This is a genomic window from Comamonas sp. 14P8.1.4 (assembly GCF_057799285.1).
This window is the reverse complement of record NZ_JBYOKN010000001.1, coordinates 750,795-766,304: the sequence shown is the minus strand read 5'-3', so window position 1 is coordinate 766,304 and position 15,510 is coordinate 750,795. Positions and strand designations below refer to the sequence as shown.

The 15,510-nt window shown below is 60.3% G+C and carries 15 protein-coding genes and 4 tRNA genes; 7 read left to right on the top strand and 12 right to left on the bottom strand.

What is annotated here, in order from left to right; genetic code table 11:
* Positions 1 to 141: 141 nt before the first annotated feature.
* Complete coding sequence (locus AC27VO_RS03580) at positions 142 to 1,497, top strand: SPOR domain-containing protein (protein ID WP_488665315.1); 1,356 nt, start codon at positions 142 to 144, stop codon at positions 1,495 to 1,497.
* A 100-nt stretch (positions 1,498 to 1,597) separates the two neighbouring features.
* Complete coding sequence (locus tag AC27VO_RS03575) at positions 1,598 to 1,936, top strand: I78 family peptidase inhibitor (RefSeq protein ID WP_488665314.1); 339 nt, start codon at positions 1,598 to 1,600, stop codon at positions 1,934 to 1,936.
* A 115-nt stretch (positions 1,937 to 2,051) separates the two neighbouring features.
* On the opposite strand, the gene hemW is transcribed toward AC27VO_RS03575, so the two are convergent.
* The 4 genes from hemW to AC27VO_RS03555 all read right to left on the bottom strand — a co-directional run bounded on the left by hemW (position 2,052) and on the right by AC27VO_RS03555 (position 5,999).
* Positions 2,052 to 3,302 carry a radical SAM family heme chaperone HemW gene (hemW, locus tag AC27VO_RS03570; RefSeq protein WP_488665313.1) on the bottom strand — a complete coding sequence of 417 codons (1,251 nt, stop codon included), beginning with the start codon at positions 3,300 to 3,302 and terminating at the stop codon, positions 2,052 to 2,054.
* 5 nt (positions 3,303 to 3,307) lie between these two features.
* Positions 3,308 to 3,910, bottom strand: a complete 603-nt coding sequence (rdgB, locus tag AC27VO_RS03565; protein ID WP_488665312.1) for an RdgB/HAM1 family non-canonical purine NTP pyrophosphatase — start codon at positions 3,908 to 3,910, stop codon at positions 3,308 to 3,310.
* 155 nt (positions 3,911 to 4,065) lie between these two features.
* Positions 4,066 to 4,989 carry a PP2C family protein-serine/threonine phosphatase gene (locus AC27VO_RS03560; protein ID WP_488665311.1) on the bottom strand — a complete coding sequence of 308 codons (924 nt, stop codon included), beginning with the start codon at positions 4,987 to 4,989 and terminating at the stop codon, positions 4,066 to 4,068.
* Positions 4,986 to 5,999 carry a serine/threonine protein kinase gene (locus tag AC27VO_RS03555; RefSeq protein ID WP_488665310.1) on the bottom strand — a complete coding sequence of 338 codons (1,014 nt, stop codon included), beginning with the start codon at positions 5,997 to 5,999 and terminating at the stop codon, positions 4,986 to 4,988. The genes AC27VO_RS03560 and AC27VO_RS03555 overlap by 4 nt, the downstream gene beginning before the upstream one ends.
* A 90-nt stretch (positions 6,000 to 6,089) precedes the next feature.
* Between AC27VO_RS03555 and AC27VO_RS03550 the strand changes: the two genes are divergently transcribed.
* From AC27VO_RS03550 to AC27VO_RS03535, 4 genes are all read left to right on the top strand, one after another.
* On the top strand, positions 6,090 to 6,983 hold the full coding sequence (locus tag AC27VO_RS03550) for a YicC/YloC family endoribonuclease (RefSeq protein ID WP_488665535.1): 894 nt from the start codon (positions 6,090 to 6,092) through the stop codon (positions 6,981 to 6,983).
* 70 nt (positions 6,984 to 7,053) lie between these two features.
* Positions 7,054 to 7,674, top strand: a complete 621-nt coding sequence (gene gmk, locus AC27VO_RS03545) for a guanylate kinase (RefSeq protein ID WP_488665309.1) — start codon at positions 7,054 to 7,056, stop codon at positions 7,672 to 7,674.
* Between the two features lie 18 nt (positions 7,675 to 7,692).
* The gene (gene rpoZ, locus AC27VO_RS03540; protein WP_219162602.1) at positions 7,693 to 7,896 is read left to right on the top strand and encodes a DNA-directed RNA polymerase subunit omega; all 204 of its coding nucleotides are present in this window, start codon (positions 7,693 to 7,695) and stop codon (positions 7,894 to 7,896) included.
* Positions 7,897 to 8,007: 111 nt separating this feature from the next.
* Positions 8,008 to 10,269 (top strand): RelA/SpoT family protein, encoded by a 2,262-nt coding sequence (locus AC27VO_RS03535; protein ID WP_488665308.1) that lies wholly within the window; start codon positions 8,008 to 8,010, stop codon positions 10,267 to 10,269.
* Positions 10,270 to 10,430: 161 nt separating this feature from the next.
* On the opposite strand, the gene greB is transcribed toward AC27VO_RS03535, so the two are convergent.
* The 6 genes from greB to serS all read right to left on the bottom strand — a co-directional run bounded on the left by greB (position 10,431) and on the right by serS (position 13,056).
* Positions 10,431 to 10,994: a transcription elongation factor GreB gene (gene greB, locus AC27VO_RS03530; RefSeq protein ID WP_488665307.1), complete on the bottom strand. Its 564-nt coding sequence runs from the start codon at positions 10,992 to 10,994 to the stop codon at positions 10,431 to 10,433.
* A gap of 90 nt (positions 10,995 to 11,084) precedes the next feature.
* Positions 11,085 to 11,161, bottom strand: a tRNA-Arg gene (locus AC27VO_RS03525).
* Between the two features lie 136 nt (positions 11,162 to 11,297).
* A tRNA-Arg gene (locus tag AC27VO_RS03520) sits at positions 11,298 to 11,374 on the bottom strand.
* Between the two features lie 134 nt (positions 11,375 to 11,508).
* Positions 11,509 to 11,585 (bottom strand) — tRNA-Arg (locus tag AC27VO_RS03515).
* A gap of 2 nt (positions 11,586 to 11,587) precedes the next feature.
* Positions 11,588 to 11,678, bottom strand: a tRNA-Ser gene (locus tag AC27VO_RS03510).
* A gap of 61 nt (positions 11,679 to 11,739) precedes the next feature.
* Positions 11,740 to 13,056: a serine--tRNA ligase gene (serS, locus tag AC27VO_RS03505; protein WP_488665306.1), complete on the bottom strand. Its 1,317-nt coding sequence runs from the start codon at positions 13,054 to 13,056 to the stop codon at positions 11,740 to 11,742.
* 170 nt (positions 13,057 to 13,226) lie between these two features.
* On the opposite strand from serS, the gene AC27VO_RS03500 reads away from it, so the two are divergent.
* Positions 13,227 to 13,889: a CBS domain-containing protein gene (locus AC27VO_RS03500; protein WP_488665305.1), complete on the top strand. Its 663-nt coding sequence runs from the start codon at positions 13,227 to 13,229 to the stop codon at positions 13,887 to 13,889.
* A 134-nt stretch (positions 13,890 to 14,023) separates the two neighbouring features.
* Here the strand turns inward: AC27VO_RS03500 and ispH are convergent, their stop codons facing one another.
* A complete protein-coding gene (gene ispH, locus AC27VO_RS03495; RefSeq protein WP_488665534.1) occupies positions 14,024 to 15,016 on the bottom strand; it encodes a 4-hydroxy-3-methylbut-2-enyl diphosphate reductase in 993 nt (330 codons plus the stop codon).
* Position 15,017: 1 nt separating this feature from the next.
* Positions 15,018 to 15,494: an FKBP-type peptidyl-prolyl cis-trans isomerase gene (locus AC27VO_RS03490; protein ID WP_488665533.1), complete on the bottom strand. Its 477-nt coding sequence runs from the start codon at positions 15,492 to 15,494 to the stop codon at positions 15,018 to 15,020.
* Positions 15,495 to 15,510: the final 16 nt, after the last annotated feature.

The following is a 15,510-nucleotide window of genomic DNA, read 5'->3' as shown; positions in this document are numbered from 1 at the left end:
GGCACCCAGCCCGCTTGCACGTAAACCCTGAAGTGTAAAAGCGCTGTAGGACACAATCCGCTCAAAACGCCGCCGTCACAGTGTGTATAAGAAGTTACACACATTGGTTGACAATGTTCGCGGCATGCCAAAATGCCTCGCATGCCTGCGACGCCATCCCGCTCTAACGCTTTCACCCCCCCTCCCAGCTCTGGAGAGACCGGCATCATGCCGGATCTGTACCGCCTCAGTATCGGCCCCCTCAACGCCGTGTACTACCAGCGGCAATTCAGCCGTTTTGAGGCGCTGGGGAAAGCCATTCCCAGCTGGAACACTTCCGCTGCCTTCTTCACCCTGGCGTGGCTGGTGCTGCGCAAACTGTGGCGCCCCGCCGCCATCTACAGCGGCATCTGGGTAGCTTTGGCGCTGATTTGGGCCTTTGCGTTGCATGCGCACGTGCCGCTGCATATCGAAGCCACCGCCGTGCTGCTGACCCTCTTGCTGCTGTGTGCCGTGCCCGGGTTTCTGGCCAATGGCTGGTACTACCACCGCGTACGCAAGCAAACACTAGACACCCTCACCGGCGCCAGCTCCATCGGCCAGGCCCGCGCGACGCTGGCGGACCACGGCGCATCGCTGCAGCGCCTGTACCCGATTGCGGCCGTACAGGCCGTAGTGGGCGCCGCTTTGGCCGCGCTGATCTTCAGCCAGCTCGACCATGCCCGCAGCATGCCCGCTTCCGCGGCGGCCCCCTCAGGCCCGCCCGATCTGGTCATTCCTACAGTGGCCAGCCTGCAAGATGGTGCCGTCAGCGTGCCCATGATGGCACCTGCATTGCCAGAGCTGCCCGCCACGCCCGCAGCCCTGACGCAGCCCACCGCAATGGCCGCCGAGCCTGCTGCGCCTGAAGCACTCCCCATGGCGACACCGGAGCAAGCGCCTTCAGCCCCCAGCAGCGCCACGGCAATAGAAAGTGAAAGTGCTCCCCCCAGCACCACCGTGGCGGCGCTCACTGCACCGGAAGAAGCTCCGCCTGCTGCCATGCCCGCCGTGGTCACACCACCGCCGGCCCCGGCTGTGGTTCCCGCTGCAGCACCTGCGCCTGCCGCAGCGGCCAAGAAGACCACCCCAGCTGCAGCACCAGGCACGCACAAGCCTGCCACCAAAACCGTGGCGGCCAAACCTGCCACCAAACCCGCCACACCGGCCAAACCCAAGCCACCTGTGCAGGCCAGTGCGCCCAAGCCCGCTGCGGCTGCGGCCCCCGGGCGTCTGGTTGCCGGCAAGTACTACCTCAATGCCGGCGTCTATGCCCAAGCTGCGAACGTGGATCGCTCCGTCAAGCAGCTGCAGGCCGCACAGCTTCCCATCGTGCGCCAGACCGTCAACAGCAACAAAGGCGAGCTCACCCGGCTGCGCATTGGTCCGTTTGACAGCCGCCAGCAAGCCGAACAAGCCGCTGCCAAAGCCCAGAAGCTGCGCATAGAGACCTCGTTGTTTCAGCAGCCCAAGAAATAGGCCAGCGGCAAGACGCGAAACATTCCGACACACACAGGCCATCACAAGCAGCAGCGCTGCTGGTAAGGTGCATGCCTGTTACAAATAAGGAGTGATTCGCATGCGCCCTTCCCTGCTGATGCTGACCTTGGTTGCAACAACGGCCGTGCTGGCCGGTTGCGCCCTGCCTCCGCCGCCCCCTGGCCCCGGCCCTGGTCAGCCCAACGCGGGCCCCAACACGGCACCCCGCGCTCAGCAGCGCTGCGATGCCAATGGCGCGCAATGGGCCGTGGGTAAAACCAATACCGAACACAACATCAACGAAGCCCGCCAGCGCGCGGGGGCCTATATGGCCCGCGTGCTGCGCCCCGGCCAACCCACTACGCGCGAGTTCAATGCCGAGCGGCTGAACCTGGAAGTGGACGCCACCGGACGCATCATCTCGGCACGCTGCGGTTGATAAAGAGAGCAGCCAGCGCTGACTCCTGCTGGCTTTGAGATAAAAATCTCTTCAAAAGCAAGAAAGCACCCGCGCAGGGTGCTTTCTTTTTTGCAGCATGCCGCGCGAAAGCCGCTTATGCGTCGCCCAGGAACAGGGCCTGCAGGTCGCTCAAAAAGTCAAAGCCACGCTCCGTGGGCTGCACGTGGCCTGCGGTCTGCTCGATCAAGCCCTTGCGCTGCGCCTCATCCAGGGCTGCACGAATGGTGCTGATGGGCAAGCCCGTGCGGTCCAGATAGTCCTGAACGGCAAAGCCCCCACGCAGGCGCAGCGCGTTGAGCATGTACTCAAACGGCAGGTCTTTGCGGCGCACATCGTCATCGCTGGCCAACGCCCTCCCGGCCAGTGCCGCCTCCATATAGCGCTGCGGATCGCGGATCTTCACCTGCCGCACCACACGGTGCGCAAAGCTGAGCTTGCCGTGGGCCCCGGCGCCAATGCCCAGGTAATCACCAAACTGCCAGTAATTGGTGTTGTGAAAACACTGATGGCCCTCGCGCGCATAGGCCGAGATTTCATAGCGCTGCATGCCCGCCGCGCCCGTCATGGCCGTGATGCGGTCCAGCATGTCGTAGGCCGTGTCTTCCTCGGGTACCACGGGCGGGAACTTGGAAAAGTAGGTGTTGGGCTCAATCGTCAGGTGGTAGATCGAGATGTGCGGTGGGTTAAAACTCAGCGCCGTCTCCAGATCGCGCACCAGATCGGCTTCGGTCTGCCCCGGCAAGGCATACATGATGTCGAGGTTGAAGGTCTCAAACGATGCGGCGGCCTCTGCCACCGCCGCCTTGGCCTGCGCCCCATCGTGCACCCGCCCCAGCGCCTTCAAAAAGCGGTCGTCAAAGCTTTGTACGCCGATGGACAGCCGTGTCACCCCCGCCTGGCGAAAGGCCTTGAAGCGGTCTTTCTCAAACGTGCCGGGGTTGGCCTCCATGGTGATTTCACAGTCGGGCTCCATGCGCAGGCGCGCGCGCAGGCCGGCGATCAGGCGGTCAATGCTCTCGGGGCTGAACAGGCTGGGCGTGCCGCCGCCGATGAACACGCTGTGCACCGTGCGGCCCCAGATCAGCGGCAAGCTGGCCTCCAGATCGACCATCAGCGCATCGATATAGCGCTGCTCCGGCACCCCGCCGTCGGCGCTGGCGCGCTGCTCGTGCGAGTTGAAATCGCAGTACGGGCACTTTTTCAGGCACCACGGCAGGTGGATATACAGCGACAGCGGCGGCAGCGCGGGCAAACCCAGCGTGCCCGCGCGCATGTAATGCTGCACATCGCGGGGGGGCTGGCCCACGGCCGACTCCGTGCCGGCAGGAACAATGGCAATGCTCATAGGCGTCAAGCCAGCCAGCTTTGCTGGAGCAGCGCCATCATGGCGCGCGTGCTGCGGCCACGGTGGCTGTGGTCGTTCTTGAATTCAGGCGCCATCTCGGCAAAGGTCTTGCCAATCTCCGGAATGATCAGCACGGGGTCAAAACCAAAACCGTTGCTGCCGCGGCGTTCCTTGGCAATCTCCACATGCACACGGCCCACGGCAATCAAAGGCTCGGGGTCCTTGGGGTTGCGCACGCCCACCAGGGTGCTGACCATGGCCGCCTTGCGGTTGGCATGCGGCGCCAGATTTTCCAGCAGGCAGGTCACGTTGTTGGCGTCGCTTTTCTCGTAGCCATAGTGGGTGCAGTAATACGCGGTGTCCACGCCGGGCTGGCCGCCAAAGGCATCCACGCACAGGCCGGCATCATCGGCAATGGCGGGCAGGCCGGTTTTCTCGGCGGCAAAGCGGGCCTTGCTCAAGGCATTTTCCACAAAGGTGCCAAAGGGCTCAGGCGCTTCGCCTTCAAACAAATCGCCCTGGCAGATCAGCTCCACACCCAGGGGCGCAAACATGGATTGCAATTCGGCCAGCTTGCCGCGGTTGTTGGAGGCGAGAACAATTTTCATGGGTCAAATCAGTGCCTAGCGCTTATGAATCAAGCACTAGCAGCTATTTATTTTGAAGGTTACGCACTGCGCAGAAAGCGCAACACATGGTGTAAACAGGCGCTAAGTGTGCGCCAAAGCGCAAGCCCATGTGCTGCGCTGCAGTGAGCATGCGGTCAGATTTTGCTGGCTGCAGAGCGGCGAATGGCTTCGTTGATCTCGGCAATATTGCGCTCGATTTCTTCCTCATCGAGCGGGTCATCCAGCGTATCCAGGTCGTGCGACGACTGGATGGTGGAGGCAAACAGCTCACTGACCGAGGCCGAGTGGGTGCTGATGTCATACACGCTGAGCGGTGCATGCTCGGGCATTTCCCACTCCAGCGCCAGCGCGGTGACGTTGTCGCTCTTGTCTCCGGCAATTTGCAAGGCTGAATCCACCAAGGCCGGCACGGCCTCGTTCACAGGCTGCGCAGACAAGCCGTGCAGCAGCGCGGGCTCCTGCAAAGCGCCCCACAAGCCGTCAGAGCACAGCAGCAGGCGGTCACCACTGCGCAAGATATGCGGCCCGCTGACATCCACAATCGGCTTGCCCGTAGCCCCCAGGCAGGTAAACAGCACATTGCGGTTGAGCAGTTTCTGCGCCAGCCGCAAGGGGGCCGTGGCGGTGCGCTCCATCTCCAGATAGGAGTGATCGCGGGTACGCGCCAGCAGTTGCCCATCGCGCACCCAGTACAGCCGCGAGTCACCGCAGTGCAGCCAAGTGGCCGCACCGTGCTGCACCACCGCTGCCACCACCGTGGTGCGGGGCGAATCGGGCATGCGCTGCAGTTTGGCGTAGCGCTGAATGTGCTGGTGCGCCGTCATGACCGCACGGCCCAGAAACTCCTCGGGATCCGCCAGTGCGGGCTGTGCCTCACGCTGGAACTGGGCCGCAATGCTCTGCAGCGCCAGCTGTGCCGCCACTTCACCTTCCGCATGGCCGCCCATACCGTCTGCCAGCAGGAACAGCGCGGCCTCCCGGGTGTAGCAGTAGCCCATGCGGTCTTCATTGACCGCTCGGCTGCCACGCCGGCTGAGTTGAAAGATGGAAAACTTCATGGTGTCTTCACACGCACCGAGGTTTCACCCGGTGACTGGGTCTTGCGCCCCTCACCGATCAGTGCATCCAGCTGCAGCCGGACTTTCTCCGACACACTCAGCGGCGTGTAGCGGCGCTCGGGCTCATGGCTGAGCGCCTTGTGGAACGCAAACACCGACTGCGGGCGCGCCATGGGGTCCAGCTCCATCGACCACTGCACCAGCTCGAGCAAGTTGTCGGAATACACCCCGCGCAAACGTGCCAGGGCGACGGCCAGGCGGTCTTTGTCCTTGCGGCCAGGCACATCGGCCGGCGGCTGGCCCGTCATGCAGGCAAACATGCAGGCGCCCACCGCGTAAATATCGGTCCACGGCCCCATGCTGCCGTTGCGCTTGTACATCTCTGGCGCCGCAAAGCCCGGCGTATACATGGGGCGAATGAAGTTGCCTTCCTTGTTGAGCACCTCACGGGCAGCGCCAAAATCGATCATGACGGCGCGATCTTCATCGGTGATGAAGATATTGGCGGGCTTGATGTCCAGGTGCAGCATCTTGTGCTGGTGCACGATGCGCAGGCCACGCAGCACTTCATCAAACAAGGCGCGAATCGTCGACTCGCGCAGCACCTTGGTATGTTTTTTTCCCCGTGCCAGCACAATGTATTCCTGCAAGGATGCACCCCGCAGGAAATTCATGACCATATAGACGGTCTCGTTTTCACGAAAGAAATTGAGCACGCTCACCACGGATGCGTGTGAAATCTGCGTCAGCGCCCGGCCTTCTTCAAAAAAGCTTTTCAGCCCCAGGCGGTAGAGGGAGACTTTCTCGGGAGCGACTTTGGGCACCAGCTCCCCCACGGCGCGTGTGGCCAGTGCGGCCGGCAGGTATTCCTTGATGGCGACTTCCTGGCCCTGGGCGTCTTTGGCCAGGTAAACCACGCCAAAACCACCCGATGCGAGCTTGCGCACAATACGGTAGTCACCAATCCGGATGTCCGGAGCCAAGGGGGCGGGCTTGATCCTGGAAGACATTTTGTTCAGGTAAACCTCAAGGTCGAAGCGGAAACTGGATAATCACCGAATTGCAAGTAACCAAAGATACGTCCAATGCCAGTTTACAGCATGACCGGATACGCCAGCGTGCAGCACGCACCAGCGTCTACTGAGGACAACGCCCCCGCACAGAATGTGCGTTTGGGGCTTGAAATCCGCGCAGTCAACAGCCGTTTTTTGGACCTTACCTTCCGACTGCCCGACGAACTGCGCAGCCAGGAACCCGCGCTGCGCACTTTGCTGACCAGCCGCCTCAAGCGCGGCAAGGTCGAAGTGCGTGCCGCCATTGATGTGGATGCATCGGCCTCGCTGCCCCAGCCCACACCGGCGCTGCTGCAGCGCATGCAAGCCACGCAAGACCTGATTCAAGCTTGGCTGCCGGATGCCAAGGGCCTGTCCGTCTCGGATGCCTTGCGTCTGGCCGGCAACGGCAATGCCGTGCAAGTGGACTGGCAAGAAGTCGTGCCCCAGCTGGCCGACGCTGCCGTGTCCGAGTTGATCGATGCCCGCGCCCGCGAAGGCAAGCGCCTGGCCGAAATGCTCAAAGACCGCCTGCAACAGCTGCGCGAGCTGGCCACGCAAGCGGGCCCCCTCGTGCCCCAGCTGGTCGAGCAGCAGCGCCAGCGCTTCCTGGAGCGTTGGCAGGAAGCCATGGGCTTGACCGAAGGTCAGGTCACCCCAGAGGCTGCACGCGAGCGCGCCCTGTCGGAAGCCACGGCTTTCGCCATTCGCATCGATGTGGCCGAAGAGATTACCCGCCTGAACTCCCACCTCGACGAAGTAGAGCGTCTGCTCAAAAAAGGTGGCGAAATCGGCAAGCGCCTGGACTTCTTGATCCAGGAAATGCACCGTGAAGCCAACACCTTGGGCTCGAAATCAGCCGCTCTGGATCTGACACGCATCAGCGTGGACATGAAGGTGCTGATTGAGCAAATGCGCGAGCAAGTTCAGAACATCGAATAACCACCGTGAAAACCACAGGGCGCGAAAGCGCCCTTTTTGTAAGGTTGCCACAAGCACCTGAGTTTTTCTTATGGAACATCCTGGAAATCTTTTTGTTGTCGCCGCTCCCAGCGGAGCCGGTAAATCTAGCCTGGTCAAGGCGCTGCGCTCATTCGACGCGCGCGTATACCCCTCGGTCTCGCACACCACGCGCGCGCCCCGTGGGCAGGAAAAGCATGGCCGTGAATATTTCTTTGCCTCCGAGCAGGAATTCGACGCCATGGTGGCAAACAACGCCTTTGTCGAATGGGCGAATGTGCACGGCAAACGCTATGGCACATCCAAGAAAGGCATTCACGACCGCCTGAGCAATGGCGAAGACGTGCTGCTGGAAATTGACTACCAAGGTGCCCTGCAGGTGCGTGAGGCTTTCCCTCAGGCCATCCTGATCTTCATCCTGCCTCCCAGCTGGGAAGAGCTGCGTTCACGCCTGGAAAACCGTGGTGAAGATGCCCCAGACGTCATCGAGCTGCGCATGAAAAACGCCGAAGAAGAGATGGCGCAAGTCGGAAAGTTCGACTTCGTTATAATCAACGAGTTATTTGAGAGCGCACTGTTTGACCTGAAGGCCATCATCCATGCCCAGCGTCTGAAGTACGTGTCACAGCGCCGCCTGCGCGCCGACGTGTTTGAATCGCTCAACCTTTCCTGAATTCCCCGGAGTACCAAGATGGCACGCATTACTGTTGAAGATTGCCTGGAGCAAATCCCTAACCGCTTCCAGCTTGTGCTGGCTGCCACTTATCGCGCCCGCATGCTGAGCCAGGGCCACACCCCCAAGGTGGAGTGCCAAAACAAGCCTGCCGTGACTGCCCTGCGCGAAATCGCAGAAGGCAAAGTGGGCCTGGAAATGCTGAAAAAAGTTCCCGGCTAAGCGCTGAGCAATGCCAGCGTCTGTCAGAACTGCGCAGACAATAGAAGCACCGTATCGCGGTGCTTTTTTTTTACTATGTCCATAGCGCCTTTCCCGCGATACATTTAGGGTATGAACGCGGCTTTTAATTCCCCAACAGACGACACCCCCCGAACATCGCCAGACGAGCACACCCAAGCACGTCTGGAAGCTGCCGCCCGCGTTTCTGCTGCGCACTTTGAGCGCATGCTGGATTACCTGTCCTACCTGTCCCTCGCTGATATTGAGCTGGTACGCCAAGCCTGGCGCTATGCCGACCTGGCCCACACCAACCAGTGGCGCAGCAGTGGCGACCCCTACATCACCCACCCCATTGCAGTCACCACCATCTGTGCGCAATGGAAGCTGGATGCCCCTGCACTCATGGCCGCTTTGCTGCACGATGCCATGGAAGACTGCGGCATCACCAAAGACAATCTGGTCGAGCGTTTTGGTCCCGTCGTTGCCGACTTGGTCGATGGGCTGACCAAACTCGATAAGCTGCACTTCAACACCCGCGAAGAAAGCCAGGCCGAGTCCTTTCGCAAAATGCTGCTGGCCATGGCCAAGGATGTGCGTGTCATTCTGATCAAGCTGGCAGACCGCACCCACAATATGCGCACCATGGGCGACATGCCCCGCAGCAAGTGGGGACGCATTGCCTCGGAGACGCTGGACATCTACGCACCGATTGCACACCGCCTGGGTCTGAACCAGACCTACCGCGAGCTGCAAGACCTGTCGTTCCACTACCAAAGCCCCTGGCGCTATGCCACGCTGGAAAAGGCCATCAGCAAATCGCGTGCACGCCGCCACGACTTGGTGCTGCGCGTACAAAACGAGATTGCAGCCGAGTTTGATCGCGTCAATCTGCCCGCCCGTCTGGCTGGGCGCGAGAACACGCTGTACTCGCTCTACCAGAAGATGCTGCGCAACCACCTGACCTTTGCGCAGGTCACCGACATCTACGGTTTTCGCATCATTGTCCTCACCGTCACTGATTGCTACACCGCCCTGGGCATCCTGCACCAGATGTACAAGCCAGTGCCTGGCAAGTTCAAGGACCACATTGCGATTGCCAAGGCCAATGGCTACCAGTCGCTGCACACCATGCTGGTGGGCCCTTCGGGCGTGAATATCGAGTTCCAGATCCGCACCGAGCCCATGCACATCGTGGCCGAAGCCGGCATTGCCGCCCACTGGCTGTACAAGTCACAGGACAAGCAAGAAGCGCTGAACACCAAGTGGCTGCAGTCGCTGCTCGACATCCAGACCGAGACCAACGATGCCACCGAGTTCTGGGACAACGTCAAAGTGGATCTGTTCCCAGACTCCATCTATGTGTTCACCCCCAAGAGCAAGATCATGGCCATGCCACGTGGCGCCACGGTGGTGGATTTTGCCTATGCCATCCACAGCAACATCGGTCACCACACGGTGTCGGCGCTGATCAATGGCGAACCCACATCGCTGCGCACCGAACTCAAAAGCGGTGATGTGGTCCAAATCGTCACGGACGACAACGCCAAGCCCAATCCCGTATGGCTGGGCTTTGTCAAAACAGGCCGCGCACGCTCCAAAATCCGCAATTACCTCAAAACCGCAGCACACAGCGAATCGATGGTGCTGGGTGAGACCTTGCTCACCCAGGCGCTGCGCGAAGAAGGCATTGCCAGCATTCCTGCCGATGACGCAGCCAACCAGGCGCTGTGGAACGCGGTGCTTGTCAAAGCCAACAGCAAGAGCCGCGAAGACCTGCTCACCGACATCGGCATGGGCCGCCAGGCCGCTGGCTGGGTGGCACGCCATTTCATGGCCGAATTGTCCAGCCAGGGCCAACGCCCCGATGCCGTACTGCTGAGCCAGGAGCGCTTTACCAGCCAGCGCCGCAGCCACAGTACCGTGGCACTGGATGGCAACAACAACGCCTCCGTGCGCTACGCCCCCTGCTGCCGCCCGGTGCCGGGCGATGCCGTGGTGGCCTATCTGGGCCGCGGGGATGGCCTGCACGTGCACAACACGCAATGCATCAACGCCAAACGCCTGCAAGCCACGGACAGCGAACGCATCGTGCCCGTGGAATGGGCCGAGGACAGCAACCACAAGCTCTATGACAGCGGACTGAGCGTCACCATCCACAACCAAAAAGGTGTGCTGGCACGCGTTGCCACAGAGCTGAGCGATGCCAACGTTGACATCCGCCGCCTGGAAATGGACGATGAGGCCGCCATGCAAACCACCGAGCTGCGGTTTGTCGTGTCCGTGCACGACCAGCACCAGGTAGAGGCCGCGCTGCGCAGCCTGCGCCGTGTGCCCACCGTGGTGCGGGCCACGCGCATCATGCCGCTGGAATAAACAGCGCTCTCTATCTAGAAAAAGCGGCCCCAGGGCCGCTTTTTTTATACGCACTTCCACAAAAGCATAGCTGCCAGCGCTTGTACAGCCTTTGCTTTCAAATACTTCAGGCGTGAATCCTTTATTTAATGAGCGCTAACAGCTCATAAATCCATAGCACTTCAGTTCTGAGGGGCTGGATATTGCACTTCCAGCACCTCCAGCTTGCGCACACCCGCCGGCGTTGGCAGTGGCACCTCATCGCCAATTTTGGATTTCAGCAGTGCCCGTGCCACCGGCGCAATCCAGCTCACCTGGGCCTTGCTGCTGTCCGCCTCATCAATGCCCATGATGGTGATGGTGCGCTCAACCCCCTCATCATCCGCATAGGTCACGGTTGCGCCAAAAAACACCTGCTCGCTGCCATGGTGCACCGCAGGGTTCACCACCTCGGCCATCTCCAGCCGCTTGGTCAGAAAGCGAATGCGGCGATCAATCTCGCGCAGACGTTTTTTGCCGTAGAGGTAGTCCCCGTTTTCAGAACGGTCGCCATTGCTGGCCGCCCAGTGCACCACTTCCACAATCTTGGGGCGCTCGTTGTCGATGAGCTCCAGCAGCTCTGTCTTGAGCGTCTGGTAACCCTGGGGCGTCATATAGTTTTTGCTGCCCTTGGGAATGGCGGGCAAGCTGGGCAGGTCGTCATCATCGTCTTGCCCATCGGTTTCCTTGGTGAAAGCCTTGTTCATGGCAGCCATCTTCACACAAAACCGAGGCGACTCAACCCAAGCCGCACAAACCAAAAAGTCCTGATACCTTGCGATATCAGGACTTCAAAATGGTGCGGCTGGCAGGAATCGAACCCACGACCCCTTGGTTCGTAGCCAAGTACTCTATCCAGCTGAGCTACAGCCGCTAAGCTATCGATTATAGAGTAAGCAATTACCCTTAATTCTCAAAAAGATGAAAAAAACTTTTCATCTTCCAGATCAATTTTCAATGCATCCAAAAAGACAAAAGCCTCAGAGATTTTCATCTCTGAGGCTTGAATCTGGTGCGGCTGGCAGGAATCGAACCCACGACCCCTTGGTTCGTAGCCAAGTACTCTATCCAGCTGAGCTACAGCCGCTAAGCCATCGATAAACAAAGCTATCGAGGTTGCCCAATCACTTGGGCGAAAAGCTAGTTTTTCATGACGCGAAAAAGCAAGGCTTTCATAAAAAGACAAAAGCCTCAGAAATTTTCATTTCTGAGGCTTAAATCTGGTGCGGCTGGCAGGAATCGAACCCACGACCCCTTGGTTCGTAGCCAAGTACTCTATCCAGCTGAGCTACAGCCGCATTGGCGGAGAGGGTGGGATTCGAACCCACGGTACGTTATTCACGTACGCCTGATTTCGAGTCAGGTACATTCGACCACTCTGCCACCTCTCCTGTGTGTCGAAGCTGCTATTGTAGCAGCGTTTTCAACCCTTTCAGGAAAACTCTCGGCTTTTTACGCGCTCAAGCGTTCCAGGCCACCCATGTACGGGCGCAGCACCTCAGGCACGATCACCGAACCATCGGACTGCTGGTAGTTTTCCAGCACGGCCACCAAGCAGCGGCCCACCGCAAGGCCAGAGCCATTCAAGGTGTGCACCAGCTCGTTCTTGCCCTTGGCATTCTTGAAACGTGCCTGCATGCGACGTGCCTGGAAGGCTTCGCAGTTGGAGACCGAGCTGATTTCACGGTACTTGGCCTGACCGGGCAACCACACCTCCAAGTCATAGGTCTTGGTGGCACCAAAGCCCATGTCGCCGGTGCACAGGCTCATGACGCGGTAAGGCAAGCCCAGCTTTTGCAGGATGGCTTCAGCGTGGCCGGTCATCTCTTCCAGCACTTCGTAGCTCTTTTCAGGGTGCACGATCTGCACCATTTCCACCTTGTCAAACTGGTGCTGACGGATCATGCCGCGCGTGTCACGGCCATAGCTGCCCGCTTCCGAACGGAAGCATGGCGTGTGCGCCGTCAGCTTGATAGGCAGCTCGGTCTCTTGCACGACCACGTCGCGCATGAAGTTGGTCAACGGCACTTCCGATGTGGGGATGAGGTACAGCGCTTGGTTGTCCGGCACAGGCTCGCCTTCCTGGCCACCCTTTTTCGCCGCAAACAGATCGCCTTCAAACTTGGGCAACTGGCCGGTGCCCTTGAGCGAATCGGCATTCACAGCGTAAGGCACATAGCACTCGGTGTAGCCATGCTCGCCGGTTTGCACGTCCAGCATGAACTGGGCCAGTGCACGGTGCATGCGGGCAATGCCGCCCTTCATCACGGTAAAGCGCGAGCCCGAGAGTTTGACGCCCATGTCAAAGTCCAGACCCAAAGGTGTACCCACGTCCACGTGGTCCTTGACTTCAAAGTCGAACTGCTTGGGCGTGCCCCAGCTGCGCACCACCACGTTATCTTCTTCACCAGCGCCCACGGGCACGCTTTCGTGCGGCAGGTTGGGCACGGCTTGCAGCATGGTTTCCAGCTCGGTCTTGATCTGCTCCAAGCGGGCGTCAGACTGCTCCAGCTCGGTCTTGGAGGCCGCCACCTGGGCCTTGGCGGCTTCGGCACCTTCCTTGTCGCCCTTGCCCATCAGCATGCCAATTTGCTTGGACAGCTGGTTGCGCTGGGCTTGCAGCTCCTCCGTGCGGGTCTGCAGCGTTTTGCGCTCGGCTTCTAGGGACTGGAAAGCCTCCACGTTCAAGAACGCTTGGGGCTTTTTACGGGTTTCCAGGCGCGCAATGGCGGAATCGAGGTCTTTACGGAGAAGAAGAATGTCTAGCATGGTGGCAATTTTAATGGGGGCGGGCCGCACAGCGGTTGGCACCGCAATCTAGCCACCATTGTGCGGCAGTTGGTGTTCAGTTGCAGGCTTTGCTGCCGATAGATAGACAACACGCTCAAAAACCAAGATTTGTTGGTACACACGCCACGCCCCATTCAGGAGACCCGCGCATGTTCTACGTTTTTAGCATCAACGGCCCCATGTACCAGGGTGGCGCTGATCGCCTGAGCCACATCACCTCGGTACGCGGTGTGCAGCGCCCCAGCGGCCTGCGCTCCAGCGCATCCGGCATTGAAGGGCGCGAAGCCCAGGCGCGCCAGCCGCAAACAGCGGCACATGCGCGGGCGCAAGGCGCGGTTTCTGCCTACCAAGGCACGGCACAAGGCCCCAAAACCGAACGCCGCCAGCTGTATGTGGTGCGCGATGTGATGACACGGGGTGCTGTCACCCTGGAGCCCCATCTGACCGTGGAAGAGGCATGGCAGACCTTGGCCAGCAAGAAAATTGCCCAGGCGCCGGTCTTGGATAGCCAGGGCCGGGTGATTGGCCTGCTGCTGCGCGCTGACATGGCGCCACTGGCACTGCTGCCCGAGCCTGGCGCCGTGCGCGAAGCGATTGCCATGGCCCGCCGCCCGGTGCGCGATGTGATGATCACCCCTGTGCCGGCGGTCGATGAAAGCGCGGACCTGCGCCGCGTTACCCATGTGCTGCTGGAAACGGGGCTGCCCGGCCTGCCGGTGACCGATGATCTGGGCAGCTTGAGCGGCTTCATCAGCCGCACCGATATTTTGCGTGCAGTGGCCAGCGACCCACCGCTGGATTTGTGGAGCTGAGGCGCAGGGCCGGCACATCCCAACCAGAACAAAAAAAGAGCGCCTAGCGCTTGGTATTACTCCACTTCAGCATGTTTTGTTGCTGAAGTTGTTGAAATACCAGCGCTAGGCGCTCTTTATTTGGAAGAGTGGCTTCAGGCGCCTGTTTCCGGGGCCTTTCGCACTTCAATCTCCAGGCCCGTGGCAGGATCGATCATCTTCAACCCCTTGGGCAGCGGGAACTTCATGGTCTCTTCCACGCCATCCATCTTGCGCACCGACACGGCGCCCAGCGCCTTGATGCGTGCAATCACACCGTTGACCAGCACTTCGGGGGCCGATGCGCCTGCCGTCAGGCCCACACGACCTGCGGTGTCAAACCACTCGTGCTTGAGCTCTTCGGGGCCATCGACCATGTAAGCGGGTGTGCCCAAACGCTCGGCCAGCTCGCGCAGGCGGTTGCTGTTGGAGCTGGTGGGGCTGCCCACCACAATCACCACATCCACCTGGGGTGCCAACACCTTGACCGCATCCTGGCGGTTTTGCGTGGCATAGCAAATGTCTTGCTGCTTGGGCTCACGCACCAGCGGAAAGCGCGCCTTGATGGCCGCCTTGATACCGGCGGCATCGTCCACGCTCAGCGTGGTTTGCGTCACCACGGCCAGCAGCGCCGTCTGCTTGGGCTGGACCTTGGCCACATCGGCTTCGTCTTCCACCAGGTGAATGCCCTCGGACAGCTGGCCCATGGTGCCTTCCACCTCTGGATGGCCCTTGTGGCCAATCATGATGAATTCGTAACCCTCTTTGGCGAGCTTGGCCACTTCCACGTGCACCTTGGTCACCAGGGGGCAGGTGGCATCAAAGATGGTGAAGCCACGCACTTTGGCTTCTTCCTGGATGGCCTTGCTCACGCCATGTGCACTGAACACCAAGGTGGCGCCTGCGGGTACGTCGTCCAGCTCTTCAATAAAGATAGCGCCGCGTTCCTTCAGGTCATTGACCACAAAGGTGTTGTGCACGATCTCATGGCGCACATAGATAGGGCGGCCAAACTTTTCCAGCGCACGGTCGACAATCTCGATCGCACGGTCGACACCCGCGCAAAAGCCGCGGGGCTCTGCCAGCAGGATTTCCTTGGAATCCACCACCTCAGAGCACCCCGATGATTTCGACTTCAAACGTCACCGGCTGGCCTGCCAGCGGGTGGCTGAAGTCAAACAGCACGGCGCCATCTTCGCGCACTTGCACCACCGAGCCGGCATAGCTGCCCAGGCCATCTGGGGTGGGGAACTGCACCACATCACCGGGCTGGTATTGCTCGTGCGGATCGCCCAGCTCATTCATCAGCTTGCGTGCCACCCATTGCTGCATATCGGGGTTGCGGTCACCAAAGGCAGCGCCGGCAGGCAGCTCCACCGTGGTGCGCGTGCCTTCTGGCAAGCCAATCAACAGCTCTTCAATCGCGGGCGACAACTCACCCGTACCCAGCGACAAAGTGCCGGGTTTTTCATTGAACGTGTTGATCACATCACCCGATGGGCCAGCCAAACGGTAGTGCAGCGTCAGGAAGGAGCCCGCTTGTACGGTGGGCACAGAAGTCGTGGTCGAAGGCGCGGTATTGGTCATGGAAGTCCCGATAAAC